This window comes from Saccharothrix saharensis (assembly GCF_006716745.1).
Taxonomy (GTDB): Bacteria; Actinomycetota; Actinomycetes; order Mycobacteriales; family Pseudonocardiaceae; genus Actinosynnema; species Actinosynnema saharense.
The window spans coordinates 7,607,537-7,624,136 of sequence record NZ_VFPP01000001.1; the positions used below are offsets into that span (position 1 = coordinate 7,607,537).

The following is a 16,600-nucleotide window of genomic DNA, read 5'->3' on the forward strand; positions in this document are numbered from 1 at the left end:
CACGGTGCGTTCCGTCCAGTTGGCCCTCACCGGGGTGATCCACGTCGTCGCATCCGCCGAAGACGACCACCGGCTGCGGGAGAAGACGCGCAACCACCCCGGGCTGCCGCAGAGCGTCGCCCAAGTGGTGGCCGAGCTGTCGGCCTCACGGGCCGGAGTGCCCGCGACGGTGGACGAGCCCAACCGGTGGAACGGCAGGCGCACGCTGCTGGTCTACGGCACAGCCTGGTCGGTCCGGCTGGAGCCCACCCACTCCGGGCGCGGGTACAAGGTGAAGTGGGTCGACCCGCTCCGGATCAGGGACCACCACCGGCTCGCCCGGCACTTCCTGTCGCTGCGCGCGACCGGTTGGCGGCACGTGGACAGCCTGCGCGAACTGCGCGAAGGCGCCCGCTCGTTCTGGCCGCAGATCGAGCAGCAGTGGGAATGGCTCGTGCGGTCGCAGGCCGACGCATCGCCGGCTCCCGCCCTCCCGCCCCACCACACCGCGTTCCTCGACACCGTCGAACAGGTCGTCGACGCGGGTGAGCGGGTCGCCGTGGCGGCTGCGAGCGGGGAGCGGCCCCACCCCTACCGCGACGTGGCGCCGGTCGGCGAGCAGCGGCAGGGCACGCACGCCGTGTACGGCTTCGCGCTCGGCGGGGCCGGCGCACCGGAGGAGGGCGCCTTCGTCCAAGTCAAGGGCTACGACGAGCACCGCGGCCAAGTGGTGCGGTTGGACGGCCGAGTGGCGACCGTCCGGTTCGACGAAGCCGTGGACTGGAAGCTGCTGCCGAAGACCGGTGAGCTGGAGACCACCACGAGCACGGTGGTGTTCAAGAAGCAGCGAGAGGCGATCACCGCCCTGCGCGACCGGCGGACCCGCAACCCGCACCTGCTGACCGCCTTGGTCGACGCCCGCACCCGGCCACTGGGCGAGGCACCGGACACCCCGACCGAGGAGCTCGACCCGGACCAGCTCCGGGCGTTCCGCAGAGCCTTGGCCGTCGAGGACCTGTTGCTGGTGCTCGGTCCGCCGGGCACCGGCAAGACCCGGGTGATCAGCCAGGTCGCACAAGCGGCGGGACGTGGGGACGGGTGGACGCGGCAGCCCCAGCGGGTGCTCGTCACCTCGCACTCCAACCGGGCCGTGGACAACATCCTGCCCAGGCTGCCACCGGACCTCGTGGTGGTGCGGGTCGGCAACGCCGGCACCGTGACCGAGGAGGGTCGCCCCTACTTGCTGGACGAGCAGGCGCGGCAGTTGCGCGGCCAGGTGCTCGCGGGCGTCGACCGGGGGTTGCGCGAGTTCGCCGACCTGGAGGTCGCGCGGAGGTGGACCGAGGAGCTGGCCGATCGGGTGGACGCCCTGCTGGCCGCGTACACCGAGGTGGACGAGGCGCACGCCGGCGTCGCGGCGGCCCGGCGCGCCGCCGGGGGACCCGCCCAAGCCCGGGTGGACGAGGTAGAGGCCGTGCTGGCCGATCTCGACCGGCGGTCGGCTCGCGCGCACCGGGCGGGGGAACGGGTCACGCGACTCGGTCGGATCCCGCTCCTCGGCTGGTGGGCCCGGTGGCGGGGTGCCGCGCTCCGGTCACGAGCCCAGCGACTCGATGCGGCCCGGCACGGCCATGGCGAGGAACTGCGTCACGCCCGGCGGCACTTGGAGGCCGTCACCGAACAGGCGCCCGCGGTGCGCCACGGGATGTCGGTGCTGGCGCAGCGGTGGGAGCAGGCGGAGAAGACGCGGGAATCCGCGTTCCTCGCAGCCCACGCGTCGCGTGCGGCGATCGGGGGTTCCGAGCCGCCACCCGTGGTCCGCGACACCTCGGACCCGGCGGCGGTCCGGCACGACCTGCCGGCCCTCGTGTCGTGGCTGCGCGCGCGACTGCCACTGCTCCACGCCCGTGCGCGCCTGCTCGGGGATTGGCACCGGGAGGTTTCCGGGGCCACCACACAACTGCACCCCGAGCTGATCCGCTACGCCCACGTCGTGGCGGCCACCACGATCGGCACGGCGTCCCGACCGGAGCTGTCGGACGTGGAGTTCGACCTGGCGATCGTCGACGAGGCCGGGCAGATCGGCACCGCCGACCTGCTGGTGCCGCTGGTACGGGCCCGGCGGGCGGTGCTGGTCGGCGACCAGCAGCAGCTACCGCCGTTCCTCGACTCCGAGGTCGAGGCCTGGGGCCAGGACGTGGGAGACCCGCGCATCCGGGCCCTGCTCGCGCAGAGCGCGCTCGAACAGCTGATGGACCGCCTGCCGCAGGTGAACGTCGTGCCGCTGACGTGGCAGCGGCGGATGCCCGCGGTCATCGCCGAGTTCAGCTCGCGGGTCTTCTACGGCGGCAGGTTGCGCACCGCCGGCACGCGCGTGCACGACGACACCGTGTTCGGCAGCCCACTGGTGTTCGTCGACACCGCGCGGCTGCCCGTGCAGCAGCGGCGTGAACAACCGGCCGGCCGGCGGGAGCACCGGCGGAACGGCTACCACAACCCGGCCGAGTCGCTGCTGTTGTCGCGGTTGGCCGCGCACTACGACGCGACCGGCCGCGAGTGGGCGGTGATCGTGCCCTACAGCGCGCAGGTCAAGGCGATCACCGCCGCGATCGTGGAGCTGATCGGCAAGGAGAGCCACGTGCGGCTGAACGTCGGCTCCGTCGACTCGTTCCAGGGCGGCGAGCGCCAGGTGGTCCTCTACGGCTTCACCCGCAGCAACCAGGACGGCAACGTGGGCTTCCTGCGCGAACTGCGGCGCACCAACGTCGCGTTCACCCGGGCCAAGGAGCAGCTCGTGCTCGTCGGTGACCTGGACACGTTGACGATGGCGCGCAACGGCGGGTTCCGCGACCTCGCGCGGGCGCTGCGCGATCACGTGGCGACGGTGGGCGAGATCAGGCAGTACGAGGAAGTCCTCAGCCGGATCGGTGGGCGATGAGCAGCAGGACGAAGTTGTTCCCCTACCCCGAACTGCGAGCGCTGGAGGACACCGCGTTCGAGCACGGGGTCGTCCCGACGCGCATCCACTCGCTGCTCCTGCCGGTGTGGAAGGTGACCGTGCAGGCGACGGTGGTCGTCGCCGAGGACTACGACCTCATCGACCGCCACCTGTCGCGCGGCATCGCCGAGGCGGGCTTCTCCACCGCGGCCGAGCTGGCGGCGTTCTTCTCGTTGGACCCGCTGCTGGTCGACCGGGCGTTGCGGGCGCTGGAGGCGATCGGCCACCTCGGGACGACCGGTAATCGGTGGTGGCTGACGGAGGTCGGCCTGAGGTCTGTCCGGGACGGGAGGCGTTACGAGGTCACCAACGAGGACCGGCGCGTGCTGTACTTCGACGGCTTCAGCAGCCGTCCCCTGACGAAAATCTGCTACGACCCGCGCAAGGTCACCCTGCTACCGCCGGACGAGCTGCCGACCGGCGGACGGTTCCACAGGCTGTTCACGCAGTGGAGCTTCGACCTGGCGGCACTGCCTGCCCTGTCGGGCAACCCGGAGCGGGCCAGGTTCAACCTGCCCGAACGAATCGACAACCCGCGTCCACTCGGCCCGCCGGAACTGGTGTACCTGCCCCTGATCGTGGTGCGCGGGCTGTCGCGGACCGGCCGAACGCGCCACCTGGCCTACACCCAGGCGGCCGGGGAGGCCGACCCCGATCTGGGCGCGCTCGTCGAGGCGACTCCCGACATCACCGCCGTCCTGGAGCAGGAGCAGCGCACCGCCGACCCGGAGCACGAGGAGAAGCGGGCGCGGGAGTGGGCCGACCGGTACAACCTCGCCGGACACCGCCTGGTCCGACTGCCCACCGGCTTGCTGCGCGTCGTGCTGCCCGGCCGCGACTTCGGCGCGGAGGGCGGGCTGCCGCTGCACCAGCTCGGATCGTTCGTGGTGCGCGGGGACAGCTTCTTCCAGCCGTGGTGCGACGACGTGCGGTTGCGGCGGAAGGCCCTGCTCAGCCGGGCGCGCTCACTGCTGGGGGCTCGCTCGCGGCTCGCGGCCGGGCGGGCATGGCCGCGGATCGAGCAGGTCGCCCGCCAGCTCGACGTGGGTGAGGTCGACCTCCAGACGTTGCGCACCCTCGCCGAGAGGTCGGGTGAGACGGCGCTCGTGGCCCAACTCGATGAGTTGGCGCGCACCCTCTAGCGTCGCGCGGGCACGGAGGCACGGTCGCCAGGAGGTGTCGCCGTCGCGCCTGAGCGCCTGGGCGGGCTCGACTTGTCGGGCAGGTGGGGGTGGGTGGGTTCTACAGTGGTGTCCGTGATCACTGAGGAGGAACGCGCCGCTCGCTCACGACGCGCCTGCGATGCGGCGGTCGCCGCCGCAACCGCGCTCGGGCTGGATGCGTCCGAGGCTGAAGTCCTGTACGACGTCTTCTCGGTGGTGGTGGACCTCGCGCCGTCGCCGGTCGTCGCGCGCGTGCCGGTGGTGACCCCTCGTGGCATCACCTCGGCGGGCTTCCAGCGCACGGAGTTGGACGTGTCGAGGTGGATGGCGTCGCGCGGCGAGCCGACCGTCGTGCCGAGCGCGCTCGTCCCGGCGGAGCCCGTCGAGCGCGACGGTTTCACGATGACCTTCTGGGAGAAGGTGGAGGGCGTGCTTCCCGGCGACTACGACGCGGTGAAGCGCATGCCCTCGGTGGCCCACCTGCACTCGATCCTGGCCGAGTACCCGGGCGAGGTCGGCTTCTTCCCGGGGATGCAGGGCTACGTCGACCTCGCCTTCGACGACCTGGAGGGGCGCGAGGACCTGCTGCCTGCCGCCGACCTGGCCCGCGCCCGCGCCGAGTGGGCCGTGCTCTCGCCCCTCATCGCGTCGCCCTCCGCTTTCGCGCGGGTGTTCCCCGGTGTTCCCGTCCAGGTGGTCCACGGCGACGCCCCGTTCTACAACCTGATCGAAACCGCCGACGCCGTGCTGTACTCCGACTACGAGCACGTCGGCGTCGCCCCGGTCGAGTGGGACCTCGCGCACACCGGCGAGGAGGCGATCGCCTCCTACGACGCCGCCGCGGTCGACCTGGGGCTGCGCGCGGTCGACACCGACGTCCTGCGCGCCATGGAACGCCTGCGCGACCTCCAGATGGTCGCCGCCACGGCGATGATCCCGCAACTCCCGCTGCTGGCCGACGGCCTGTCGTCGACGCTGCAGACCTGGCGGGCCACCGAGCCCTGGCGGGACCTCCCTTCGCCGTGACACCCACCGGCTGGAGCCTCCGCCCGTGACAAGAGGACAGCACGTCCGCCGGTCATGGTGACGCCCCGCCGTCCGTGGGTCGTGACCGCACGGGTGGCGGTCACATCCTCCGCGATCCGTACGTCAGTGCAGTCGACGGGTCGATCGCTGGACGAACGGAGCGGAACGGATGAGCGGGATCGACGTGCACGGGACGGTGGCCGACGGTTTCGAGGCGGTTCGCGAGGTGTTCGCCGCCGTGGTGGTCGAGGACGGCGGTGCGGCCGGCGCGCAGCTCGCGGCGTACGCGAACGGCAGGCGCGTGGTCGACCTGTGGGCGGGGGACGGGGTGACCGGCGACACGCTGACCGGCGTCTACTCCTCGACCAAGGGGGCGGCGACCCTGGTGGTCGCGCTGCTGGTGCAGGACGGCGCGATCGACCTGGATGAGCCGGTTGCCCTGCACTGGCCCGAGTTCGCCGCGGCGGGCAAGGGCGGGATCACCCTGCGGGACGTCCTCACCCACCGCTCCGGCGTCATCGGCGTCGCCGGTGGGTTGACCGCCCACGAGCTCGCCGACGACCGGACGATCGCCGCTCGCCTGGCGGGGCAGCGACCGTACTGGAAACCGGGGTCGGCCTACGGCTACGGCGGGTTCGTGACGTTCGCGATCGTCGGCGAGGTGGTCCGCCGGACCACCGGCCGCTCGCTGCAGGACCTCTTCGAGGAGCGGATCCGCACACCCTGCGGTCTGGACCTCTACCTCGGCCTGCCCGAGCCACTGGAGGACCGCTTCCGGGAGATCCTGCCGGGGCAGGCCGGTCCCGACGCGCTCGCCGAATTCCGGTCGACGGTTCCCGGTCCGCACAGCATCACCGGGATCGGCTACGGCCTCAACTCCACCCCGCCCCTGGACCAGGTGGCCTTCGTCAACACCCGGCGGGTGCGGGCGCTCGGTCAGGCTTCCGCCGGCGGAGTGGGCAACGCCCGCGGGCTGGCCGCGATGTACGCGGCGGCGGTCGTCGGCGTCGACGGCCGGGCACCGCTGCTGACGTCGGACACCGTCGGCGAGTTCGCCATGCTCCACTCCACCGGCGGCGACCTGGTCACCGGTGCCCTGGGGCAGTACGCCCTCGGCTTCCAGGCCAAAGGCCGACGCTACCCGTTCCTGAGCGCGAACGCGTTCGGCCACAACGGATCGGCGGGCTCGGAGTCCTTCGTCGACCCGGTCAGCGGTATCGCGTTCGGCTACACCCGGCGCCGCTTCTCCTTCAACTGGTCCTACCCGGAACACGATCGGCTCGCCGCCGCCGTCCACCGCGCGGCCGCGGCTTCCTGAGCAACCCCTGATGACCTCGCACACCGGGAACCGGCCCCGGCGCCTGTCCGAGACCGGTCTGACCATCCCGGAGCCCGATCCGGGACTGGGCGGGCTGTACGAGGTTCTCGGCGGGCGAGCGGCTTTCGTCGGTGCGGACAACGGCGGGCACTACGTACGACCGTGGCTCCGGATGCGTGGACGAGACGACGGTGACGTTCCCGACCACCGGCCGGCTGCCGGACGAGGTCGACTGCACCGACGTCGCCCCGCGGTGATCGTGCGGGTGCCCGGGAGACGCCTGTGACCACTCCGGGAGTCCGGTCAACGCGTCACGGGTCCGCTGTGCTCCGTGCACGCGACTCCGTTGAGCTTGACGTCGCTGGGCGAGGGGAAGACCGAACCCGTATAAGCGACCGTGAGTCCGGTCTTCGCGAACCACTTGGCGTAGAGGTCCCGGTTCCAAGCCGCGCCGCTGAGCTTCACGGAGCTGCCCGATTGGGTGAAAGGGCCGGGCCACGTCGTCTTGACGTGACCGCCACCGCTCAGCACGAAGGTCGCCTGCCACGGCGCCGCCGCGTCGGGCCCCAGGTTGTCCACGGTGAACTCCGCCTGGTAGCCGCCCAGCCAGGTGCTCTGCACCACGTGCGTGTAGGTGCAGCGGAGGTTCGGCGCGGCGGGGTCCGCCACCACGGGCGTAACCGGAGTGACCATGACGATGCCCGTTGCCAACAAGGCGTGCAACACCGGCCTGAACCGCATGGCGAATCTCCCGAGTCCGGACGGACAATGCTCCTGGAAAAGCTAACGCGTTGCGCGCGGCAGGCGCTACGCCCATTCGCACGCCGATGACTGCTCATGATGGCTCGAAATTGCCGTCCCGGCCGGTTCGTCGCAATCAGGTCGCATCGATGCGTGCCTCGTTCCGGGGCACGTCCGGACAAGCCCTTGAGGCACGATCACCGCAGCTCTGCGTCCAATTCGGAGTTCCCCGGCACCGCACCCGCCGAACGCCGCCGCGTTTGAGCCGACCGCTCTCGTGGTATCGACCAGGACCATTGCCGTCCCGATTCGGAGGGTGCTCATGCAGGTACAGGTCAACACCGACCACAACATCCACGGTGGCGAACGACTGGCCACCTATGTGACCGCCGACCTGGAGAGCGGTCTGGCCCGGTTCAGCGGGTGGTTGACCCGGGTGGAGGTGCACCTCAGCGAGGACGGGGGCGGCAAGCCGGAGGACAAGAAGTGCGTCATCGAGGCGCGACCGGGGGGCAAGCAGCCGGTCGCGGTCACCCACCACGCGACCACCGTGGACGACGCGTACGCCGGGGCGGCGCAGAAGTTGAGCAGGGTGTTGGATTCCCGGTACGCCCGCGCCCACGACCACAAGGGCAGCGACAGCATCCGTCACATGCCCGCTCCGGAAGACCCGGGGCGCGTCGGCGTGATCGTGGACGAGCCTCGGGACTGATCGGGGCGAGTGGTTCACTCGTTCGATCCGGTGTCGCCCACGATGTGTTCACCTGGTCAACGGCCGGCCGATGATCCTCATCAGCAGGCCGTTGATCGGGTGGCGGTTGCTCATCACTGCGTGTCGGTGCGCGGAACCCCGCGGAAGGCAGGCGTTCTCAACCGACCCGTGGTCGTCCGGCGCAGCACCGAGCGGCCGGAGCTCAACGGCCACGGTCGACGGGCCCGTGCCGCCCGGCCCCGCCATCGGCGCCATCGTGGGGGGCGCTGCGATCAGTCCCGGTCGGCGGGCGGCCACTCGTCGCCCCACTTGGCGTCCCGGGCCGCCCGGTAGAGGTCGCCGTGCCGCTTGCTCACGGTCGTGTCCTCCAGGCCGTCCTCGCCGGTGCACAGCCGCAGGACGACCATGCCCTTGCGCTTGAGCGGGTGCCGCAGCACGCGGTTCGCGGAACGCCGTGACCAGGTGCGCGACGCGACCACGTAGGAGAACTTCTCGTCCTCGAAGTTGAGCGTGCCTTCCTTGATCAGCCGGTGGGCGCCGACGCGGGGGAGCCGCGCGGTGAAGTGGCACCAGTCCCGGCCTCGCGGGATCGGGCACTCCCGCTCGTGCGGGCAGGGCGCGACCAGCGACAGACCCAGCTCCACCAGCAGGTCGCGAGCCGCGACGACCCGTTCGTAACCCGCCGGCGTGCCGGGTTCGATCAGCACGACCGTGTCGGCCTCGCGGGCCAGCCACCGCACGGCGTCCGCGCGGGTGTGCTCGGGTAGCTCACCGAGCACGTAGGACAGCGTGACCAGGTCCGCCCGGGGCGCGGGCGCGCCGGGGTCGACGACGCCGTGCCGCCACGTCGCCCCGCGCAGGGCCGGCTCCTCGGCTTCGGCGACGAGTCGCTTGCCCAGCGCCACCGCGTGCGGGGCCTGCTCGACCACGGTCAGGTCGACCAACGATGGCCAGGTGTCCTGCGCGGCCCACAGCGCGGCGCCCGTGCCGCCGCCGACGTCGACCATGGTCCGCGGGGTGAACTCCGGCACCACGGCGGCCACCTCGGCGAACACCGCCCGCACCGCGGCGAACGTGGCGGGCATCCGGTAGCCGGCGTACGCGGCGACGTCGACCTCCGAGTGGAGGATCACCTCGCCGGCCGCCGCCCGGCCCTCCCGGTAACGGGAGATCAGCCGGTCGACCGACCGGGACAAGTCCTGGTGCGGGAACCGGCGCAGCGCACCGTCGAGGGCGGACTGGAGGTCGTCGGGTAGCGTGGCCACGACAGGTGATTGTGCCGGTCCGGGCCCACCGGCAGGACTCGGGTGAGGTCAGGACGGCGTCCGACACCTGGCCGTCCGCGACGGCGCCGGTAGCTGCCGGTGTCCGGTCGGATCCTCCAGCAGCCTACTGGCCCCTGGCCACCAGGACGACGATGTTGGTGTTCTTGGCCCGGTAGGCGGTGGCGGACCAGGTTTCGGTGGTGAAGGCGTCGTCGAGGGACTGGCCGGTGAGGTAGGGCCCTTCGGGCAGGTGGTTCCGCAGGCCCTCCACGACCGCGGGTGGGGTGGCGTTCTCCTGCGTTCCCCGGTCGATCTCGACGAGGGTCGACTGGGGGAGGGTGACGATGGCGTCGATCCAGTAAGTGGACGGGCCGGGGACGCGGTCGTCGCCGAGGGTGCCGGACATCCACTCCGCCTTCTCCGCCGCGGTGAGGAGGGGGAAGCGCTTGGTGAGCGGGTCGAGGTCCGTGCGGAGTTCGCCGGTGCCCGATTTGGCAGGCATTCTGGGATGTCCCTTCTCCGGCTGGGTGGTGCTGCAGGCGGTCGCGGTCAGCAGCAGGAGGAGCGCGGCGACGAGGTGGCGGGTGGTGCGGGTCACCTGGGTCACCGGGCGCGGTTCCTCTCGGGTTCCCTGGGGTTGTCCGGGGTCGGGCCCCGGTCGCGGTCGGTGCCGCGGACGGTGCCGTCGTCGGGTGGGGGCCCGTCGGACAGGCCGGTGGGCGGGTGGCCGAGTTCCCAGGTGATGGTCTTGGTCATGCTGCCGTGCGTGTCGAACGGTCGGGCCCAGCCTATTTCGGTGAAGCGGCCGTTGTCGTCGTCGGCGGCGCCGGTGGCGATGTCGGCGTCGCCCCGGTTGAAGTTGTAGCGGTCCTCGCCCTCGACGGTGATGACCATGGTGACCTTGCTGCCCTCGACCTTGACGTTGCCGTGGCTCCAGATCTGGTAGCCGCCGACGGCCTTCTGCCAGTTCTCGGTCTGGGGGTAGGGGGTCGCGCCGCTGGGTGCGCCCGTCATCGAGAAGTCGGTGCGGCCGGAGCGGATGATCTCCTCGGCGGCCCGGGCGGCGCGGGTCACCTCCGAGTCCACGCCCTTGCGGATGCCGGAGTCCTCGCGGTAGGCCTTGTCGTAGTCCCACTCCTTCGGCGTGCCGGTGTTGTCCCAGTAGTGCTCGTACATCTCCGTCGCGTCGGGCATCAAGCCCAGGGCCTGGGCACCGCGCAGCTTGGCCAGCCACTGCAGCTTGTCGGCGTGGTCGCCGAGGTTCGAGTCCTCGGAGTCGTAGACGAAGTCCTCGTCGAACGTGATGTCGGGCTTCTCCGGCGGACCGGTGTGGTACTTGCCGTCGGCCGTGGACGTGATGTCGGCGTCGGCGAGGGTGGTGGCGCCGTGGTCGCTCACCTTGCCGGCCTCGGCGGCGGACAGGGCCTCGGAGAGGCGGGAGTCGACCTCCTGCGCGATGGCCATCAGCCGGGTGACGCGCTCGGCGAGGGCGTGTGCGGTGGCCGCGCGGGTCGGGTCGGCGGCGCCGCCGGGATCGTTGTCGCGGACCGAGCCGTCCGGGCCGATGGTGAACCAGTTGGCCTGGGCGACGGTCTCCACCTCCTCGACCCGCTGGCGGAGGTCGGTCACGGCGTCGGCGGCGTCCTGCAGCGCTTTCTGCACGTGGGCGGCTTCGGCGACGACGTGCTCGGCGCGGTCGCGCAGCCCGGTGAGCGCACGGCGCGCTTCGTCGGCGCCGGTCCCGTGCCAGAACAGCGGGCCGAACGACAGGTCGAGCTCGTCCTGCAGTCCCAGGATCTGCTCCTTGCGACCGCGCACGGACCGCGCCGCGCCCTCGATGGCGTCCGGGTTCCACGAACGGACCTCGGCGTAGCTGGTCACCCGCCGGACCCCCCGAACAGACCGCCGAGCAGGCCGAAGTCCGACGCGGCGGCGTCCTCGTTCTTCTCGTAGCCGTCGGCCGAGGCGGCGAGGTCGTCCCCGAACGCGGTGACGTCCGTCGACCAGCCGGTCAGCCGCTGCCCCCACGCCGAGGCCAGGGCCGGGGCCCGTCCGGCCGACGCCGAGCCGGGCATCGCCTCGGCGACCGGGACCACGGCCTCGCCCAGCTTGACGCGACCGGCCTGTTCACCGGCGGAGGTGGCGGCCTTCGCCGCTTTGCGCAGAGCTTCGACGTCGACTTCGTAGCCGTCCACAATCCCCCCACGGGTGAGGTGAGATGAGGGTAGGGCAGCCCGGGCGGGAGGCGATTGCGTTCGGCCGGACAATCACCCGAACAGTCCGATAACCGCATTCTTCGGGTGAGGGCGCCGATTTAATGCGAGTGTGGAATAGTTGCGCGCACGCGCCCTCGTCCCTGATCCGCAACGCGATCGAATGCGGTGTCCGCTACCGGGGACGGCGGATCTTGATCAGGTCCATGTCGGTGGCGGAGGCGCGCATGTCGCGGAAGTCGACGCCCAGTTGGTCGATCGCGCGGGAGGCCAGGGCCAGGGCGCGGTCGCACACGGTGCGGTCGGTCGGTTCGACTTCGGCGCGCAGTTGGACGCGGAAGCTGAAGAAGTCCAGAGAGCGGTCGTAGGACAGCGCTCCCTGCTCGGAGAAGCCGTTGGTCAGCACACCGTGCCGGTCGACCTCGGCCAGCAGGCGGGCGCGTCCGGCGTCGTCGAGGTCGGTGAACCTGCCGCGCACCATGACCCGGTAGGTGTGCTCGACCATGGGCAATCCCTCGTTCGTCCGGCGGTCCGTGCATGGTGGGGCACCGGCCGGGCGGTTCGCAATCGACTTAACCGCGCGGGCCCGCACGGTGTTCTCAGTGGATGAGCGTCGGACCGGACGGCGGTGGTGAGGAGGTACGGTCCCTCGCGCCGGCCCTGATGCGGCCATGGGGAGTGTCTGCTCGAAGAGCGGGAAGGGGACGAGCCGTGCGCCGTCGTACACGCAGGACCGCTGTTGCCGCGATCGCGTTGACCAGCTTGATGGTGGTGAGCGCCTGCGCGAAGGACTCCGGCGACAGCACCGCCGCGCCGTCCGCGGGCACCGGTTGCGAGTTCGCGACGCCGCCCAGTGCGCCGGCCACCACCAGCGCCACCGAGGGCACGAGGGCTTCCGACGGTGACAAGGTGGACGGGAGCGGGTTGAAGGTCGGTCTCGCCTACGACATCGGTGGTCGGGGTGACGCGTCGTTCAACGACCTCGCCGCCGCCGGGTTCGACCAGGCGGTCAAGGACTTGGGTGTCGCGAAGGACAACACCCGCGAGCTGTCCGCCGCGCCGAGCGAGGACGAGTCGGTGAAGCAGTCCCGGCTGCGCCAACTGGCCCATGAGGGCTTCAACCCGATCGTCGCGGTGGGCTTCGCGTACACCGAGTCGCTCAAGGTCGTCGCGCCCGAGTTCCCGGACGTCCGGTTCGGTCTGGTGGACTCGGCGGTGCCGGAGGCGGCGAACGTCACGCCGCTCGTCTTCGCCGAGCAGGAGGGCGCATTCCTGGCCGGCGTCGTGGCCGCCTACCAGAGCCGGAAGTGCCACGTCGGGTTCGTCGGCGGCGTCGACATCCCGCTGATCCACAAGTTCGAGGCCGGGTACGTCCAGGGTGCGAAGGCCGCCGCGCCGAAGATCGTGGTGGAGAAGAAGTACATCACGCCGGCCACGGACTTCAGCGGCTTCCAGGACCCGGTGAAGGGGATGGAGACGGCGAAGGGCCTCATCGACAAGGGCGCGGACGTCCTCTACCCGGCCGCGGGCGCGTCCGGCATCGGCGTCTTCTCCGCGGTGAAGCAGGCGGGGGTGCTGGCGATCGGGTGCGACGCCGACCAGTACCACCAGCCGGCGCTCGCGGACTCCCGGGACGTCATCGTGGCGTCGAGCCTCAAGCGCGTCGACGTGGCGGTGCACGACTTCGTCCGGGCCGCCGCGAAGGACGACCTGGCCTCGTTGCCGGACGTCTTCGACCTCAAGGTGGACGGTGTCGGCTACGCCACGTCGGGCGGTCGGATCGACGCCGAGCTGCAGGGCATCCTCGAGGGGTTCAAGGCGCAGATCATCGCGGGGACGATCAAGGTCGCGGACCAGCGGTAGCCCCTCGGTCGAGCGGCCGGACGAAGAACGTGAAGTCCTCGCGGGCCCTGGCGTCCACGGGCACGGGCAGGTGGACCCGACCCGAGGCGACCAGGGCCCGCACGGCGGGTCGGCTCAGGCCGAAACCCGCCGTGAGCAGCTTCTCGACCCGGACGGGCGCGGGGAGCTCGAACCTCACGACGACCTCCAGCGGTGCCGGGTCGTCGCCGTCGAGGTCGTAGAACGGCATGTCGGTCTCCAGTTCCCAGGTGCCGCTCCACTCGAGCCGGTAGCCGGACCGGCGGGCCAGGGCCGGGTCCATGACCAGGAGCCGGACCAGGGCCGCGTCGTTGTCCTCGAACAGGCGCAGCCGCTCGTGCTCCAGCGCGCGCACGTGGACGCGCTCGTGGAGGGGGATCTTGGACGTGCGGCCGCACCCGTCGCAGCCGATGAGCAGCCAGACGTCGAGGAGCTTGCCGCCGGCGTTCACGCGGAACTTGCCGGTGGGGTGGTGGCGGGTCGAACGGCACGAGGGGCACGCCGTGACGATGGCGGGCAGGCCGAGTTCCTTCACCACCCACAGCGCTTTCCGGTCCACGTCGGAAGCGGCGTTGTCAGCGGGCACACGGGAAGAGGACATGGCCGGGGGAAACTCCGAGCGTGCGGAGGAGACGCCCGGCAGCGCCACCACGGCGCCGGCGATCGACTCCTGGATCCAGTGAGGTACGGCCGACGGCCACGAGAGGGCACGTCGGCTGGTGCGACGTGGCTCAGCACGTCGCGTGCGTCACTGGTCACAGCTCCATGTGCGGAATGATGTTCAACCGGCGCGCGCCGGGCAACGGATTTTCGCCGGCGCGCGCCCCGCTCCCGCCCCGGTCACCTCGCCGCGGTGACGGCCGGTCGGGGTTTGCCCCGGGACACGGCCACCCCGACCAGGCACAGCGCGCCGCCCGCCAACGCCACCAGACCGGGAACCTCGTCCAGCAACGCCCACGACAGCAGCACGACGATCGCCGGCACCAGGTAGGTCGTGGCACCGAGCCTGCCGGTGGTCATGTGGGACAGCGCGTACGCCCACGTGTAGAACGCCAGCGCGGTCGGCAGCAGCCCCAGGTACACCACCGCGATCGTGGCGCTCGCCGGCGCGTCGCGCAGGTCGCCGACGAGCTGCCCGCCGAACGGCAGGCACACGATCGCGCCGATCACGCAGCCGTACGTGGTGGCCTGCAACGCGGACGCGTGCCGAAGCGCGGGCTTCTGCGCCACGACCCCGACCGCGTACCCCGCCGCCGCGACCAGGCACAGCAGCGCGCCCCTGGTGGTCGAGCCGCCGCCGGAGTCGAAGAGCCCGACCGCCGCGACACCCGCGAACGCGATGGCGAGCCCGGCCAGCAGCCTCGCCGGGAAGCCCTCGCGCAGCAGCCACCCGGCCAGGAACGCCACCAGGACCGGGCCGACGCCGACGATCAGCGCGGCCGTCCCGGCGTCCGCGTGCCGCTCGCCCCAGTTCAACGCCACCATGTAGAGCGCGAACCAGAACACGCCGGAACCGATGATCCCCGGCCACGCCGCCCTCGGCGGCACACCCACTCCGCGCACCGCGGCGACGGCGCCGAGCGCGATGGCGCCGACCAGCAGCCGTCCCAGCGCGAGCGACCCGGGCTCGAAGTGCTCCCCGGCGTACCGGATGCCGACGAACGCCGACGCCCACAGCACCATGGTGACCAGGACCGCCGCGGCGGCCTTGGTGGTGACACCGCTCCGCTCCACCGGGTCAGCCCCCCGCCATCGCGCGGACGTCACGTCGGCGCAGCTTGCCCGTCGGCGTGCGCGGCAGCTCGGGCACGAACACGACGTCCTCCGGCACCTTGTACCAGGTGAGGGTGGCGTGCGCGGTGGCGAGCAGGTCGGCGCGCACCCGGTCCGGTGACGCGTCGTCGGCCAACGCCACGAACGCCCGCAGGCTCGTCACACCGGTCTCGCGCCGGGCCGAGCACACCGCGGCCTCGCGCACCTCCGGGTGCCGCATCAGCAGGTCCTCGATCTCCGCCGGGTGCACGTTCTGGCCGCCGACGATCTCCACGTCGTCCAACCGGCCGTGCAGCCGCACGTACCCGTCCTCGTCCACGGTCGCCGCGTCACCGGTGGCGTACCAGGAATCCCCGGCGCGCGACGGCGGGTCGCCGCCCCGCGCCACGCCCAGCGCGATCGACGGACCCGCTACCTCCAGCGCGCCCGGCACGCCCGGCGGCGTCTCCGCGCCCGCTTCGTCCACGATCCGCATCCGGTACGGCGGCAGGATTCGACCGATCGTGTGGTCACGACCGCGGCCGATCGCGTTGGCCACCAGGGCGTGCCCGATCTCCGTGGTGCCGAAGATGTTCAGCAGCCGTTCGCCGAGCACCTGTCGCAGCCGCGATTCCAGCACGTCGGGCAGCACCTCGCCCGCGACGAGCGCGAGCCGCAGGTCCGACAGCAGCCCGTGGTCGGGGTGGCGCAGCAGCCGGGCGTAGAAGCTCGGCTGGCCGTAGAACACCGTCACGCCATGGGTTTTGACGATCCGCAGGGCGTCGTCCTCGGTCGCGCGTTCCCGGGACAGCACCGTCGTGCCGCCGCGGTGCAGCGGGAAGAACAGCGAGTTGCCCAGCCCGTAGGCGAAGTACATCCGCGACACCGAGAACGTGACGTCGTCCGGAGTGAGGTCGATGACCGACCCGATGGCCTGCTCGTACACCCCGGGGTCGCCGTGGGTGTGGAAGCACAGCTTCGGGTCGCCCGTGGTGCCGGAGGTGAAGACCGCGTACGCCGGGGTGTCGGACGTGACGGGCGCGCAGGGCGCGTCACCGTCGACCCACAGCTCGTGCGGTGCGATCGCGGGCGGACCGCCCCAGGACTCCTCGGACACCACGGCGTGCGGCTCCGCGATCCTCAGCGCGCGGCGCACCTCGTCCGGGTGCATGGTCGAGTTCACCGGCACCGCGACCGCCCCGATCCGGAGCGCGCCGAGGAACGCCCACACCAGGTCGACGCCGTCCGGCAGGACCAGGGCGATCCGGCTGCCCGGACCGAGCCCTCGCGCGGTGTACGCGGCGGCGGCCCGGCCGGCGCCCTCGTAGACGTCGGCGAAGCGGTAGGTCTCGGCTCCGACGTGGTAGGCCGGTCGCCCCAGCCACCCGCGGTCGCGTGCGCGTCGCTCCAGCCGTTCGACCAGGTTCGCGCCACTGCTCACCGACATGATTCCCCCCGAACATCACGTCGAAAGTCGGTCGGCCACGACCTCCCCTGCCGTCGCCGCGTGGTCGAGGTTGGCGACCTCCGCCCCGGGGTGTCAAGGAGTGCC

At 71.8% G+C, this 16,600-nt stretch carries 15 protein-coding genes; 6 read left to right on the forward strand and 9 right to left on the reverse strand.

The genetic code is table 11. The features are described from left to right. Window positions 1–4 precede the first annotated feature (4 nt). The 4 genes from FHX81_RS34690 (at window position 5) to FHX81_RS34705 (ending at window position 6,484) form a co-directional block, all read left to right on the forward strand. On the forward strand, window positions 5–2,917 hold the full coding sequence (locus tag FHX81_RS34690) for a DEAD/DEAH box helicase (protein ID WP_141982722.1): 2,913 nt from the start codon (window positions 5–7) through the stop codon (window positions 2,915–2,917). After that, window positions 2,914–4,119: a hypothetical protein gene (locus FHX81_RS34695; protein ID WP_141982723.1), complete on the forward strand. Its 1,206-nt coding sequence runs from the start codon at window positions 2,914–2,916 to the stop codon at window positions 4,117–4,119. Before FHX81_RS34690 ends, FHX81_RS34695 begins: the two co-directional genes overlap by 4 nt. Before the next feature lie 114 nt (window positions 4,120–4,233). After that, window positions 4,234–5,166 carry an aminoglycoside phosphotransferase family protein gene (locus FHX81_RS34700; protein ID WP_141982724.1) on the forward strand — a complete coding sequence of 311 codons (933 nt, stop codon included), beginning with the start codon at window positions 4,234–4,236 and terminating at the stop codon, window positions 5,164–5,166. A 169-nt stretch (window positions 5,167–5,335) separates the two neighbouring features. Further along, complete coding sequence (locus tag FHX81_RS34705) at window positions 5,336–6,484, forward strand: serine hydrolase domain-containing protein (protein ID WP_141982725.1); 1,149 nt, start codon at window positions 5,336–5,338, stop codon at window positions 6,482–6,484. A 303-nt stretch (window positions 6,485–6,787) separates the two neighbouring features. Here the strand turns inward: FHX81_RS34705 and FHX81_RS34710 are convergent, their stop codons facing one another. After that, on the reverse strand, window positions 6,788–7,177 hold the full coding sequence (locus FHX81_RS34710) for a cellulose binding domain-containing protein (protein ID WP_170232283.1): 390 nt from the start codon (window positions 7,175–7,177) through the stop codon (window positions 6,788–6,790). A 370-nt stretch (window positions 7,178–7,547) separates the two neighbouring features. Here FHX81_RS34710 and FHX81_RS34715 point away from each other — a divergent pair, with 370 nt between their 5' ends. After that, complete coding sequence (locus FHX81_RS34715; protein WP_141982727.1) at window positions 7,548–7,937, forward strand: HPF/RaiA family ribosome-associated protein; 390 nt, start codon at window positions 7,548–7,550, stop codon at window positions 7,935–7,937. Between the two features lie 272 nt (window positions 7,938–8,209). Here the strand turns inward: FHX81_RS34715 and FHX81_RS34720 are convergent, their stop codons facing one another. The 5 genes from FHX81_RS34720 to FHX81_RS34740 all read right to left on the reverse strand — a co-directional run bounded on the left by FHX81_RS34720 (window position 8,210) and on the right by FHX81_RS34740 (window position 11,920). After that, entirely contained in the window at window positions 8,210–9,202 is a 993-nt protein-coding gene (locus FHX81_RS34720) for a small ribosomal subunit Rsm22 family protein (protein WP_141982728.1), read from the reverse strand. 124 nt (window positions 9,203–9,326) lie between these two features. Then, a complete protein-coding gene (locus tag FHX81_RS34725) occupies window positions 9,327–9,809 on the reverse strand; it encodes a hypothetical protein (protein WP_211363638.1) in 483 nt (160 codons plus the stop codon). Then, window positions 9,806–11,083: a hypothetical protein gene (locus tag FHX81_RS34730; RefSeq protein WP_141982729.1), complete on the reverse strand. Its 1,278-nt coding sequence runs from the start codon at window positions 11,081–11,083 to the stop codon at window positions 9,806–9,808. The genes FHX81_RS34725 and FHX81_RS34730 overlap by 4 nt, the downstream gene beginning before the upstream one ends. After that, window positions 11,080–11,397: a hypothetical protein gene (locus tag FHX81_RS40940; RefSeq protein ID WP_170232284.1), complete on the reverse strand. Its 318-nt coding sequence runs from the start codon at window positions 11,395–11,397 to the stop codon at window positions 11,080–11,082. The genes FHX81_RS34730 and FHX81_RS40940 overlap by 4 nt, the downstream gene beginning before the upstream one ends. Window positions 11,398–11,590: 193 nt before the next feature. Further along, window positions 11,591–11,920 (reverse strand): DUF6204 family protein, encoded by a 330-nt coding sequence (locus FHX81_RS34740; RefSeq protein WP_141982730.1) that lies wholly within the window; start codon window positions 11,918–11,920, stop codon window positions 11,591–11,593. A gap of 260 nt (window positions 11,921–12,180) precedes the next feature. On the opposite strand from FHX81_RS34740, the gene FHX81_RS34745 reads away from it, so the two are divergent. Beyond that, entirely contained in the window at window positions 12,181–13,278 is a 1,098-nt protein-coding gene (locus FHX81_RS34745; RefSeq protein WP_246108334.1) for a BMP family lipoprotein, read from the forward strand. Here the strand turns inward: FHX81_RS34745 and FHX81_RS34750 are convergent. The 3 genes from FHX81_RS34750 to FHX81_RS34760 all read right to left on the reverse strand — a co-directional run bounded on the left by FHX81_RS34750 (window position 13,256) and on the right by FHX81_RS34760 (window position 16,495). Then, window positions 13,256–13,882: a DUF1062 domain-containing protein gene (locus FHX81_RS34750; RefSeq protein ID WP_246108122.1), complete on the reverse strand. Its 627-nt coding sequence runs from the start codon at window positions 13,880–13,882 to the stop codon at window positions 13,256–13,258. The genes FHX81_RS34745 and FHX81_RS34750 overlap by 23 nt on opposite strands. A gap of 254 nt (window positions 13,883–14,136) precedes the next feature. Continuing rightward, window positions 14,137–15,030 carry a DMT family transporter gene (locus FHX81_RS34755; RefSeq protein ID WP_281291765.1) on the reverse strand — a complete coding sequence of 298 codons (894 nt, stop codon included), beginning with the start codon at window positions 15,028–15,030 and terminating at the stop codon, window positions 14,137–14,139. 4 nt (window positions 15,031–15,034) lie between these two features. After that, window positions 15,035–16,495, reverse strand: coding sequence for a class I adenylate-forming enzyme family protein (locus tag FHX81_RS34760; RefSeq protein ID WP_141982732.1), 1,461 nt, complete (start codon window positions 16,493–16,495; stop codon window positions 15,035–15,037). Between the last annotated feature and the right edge of the window lie 105 nt (window positions 16,496–16,600).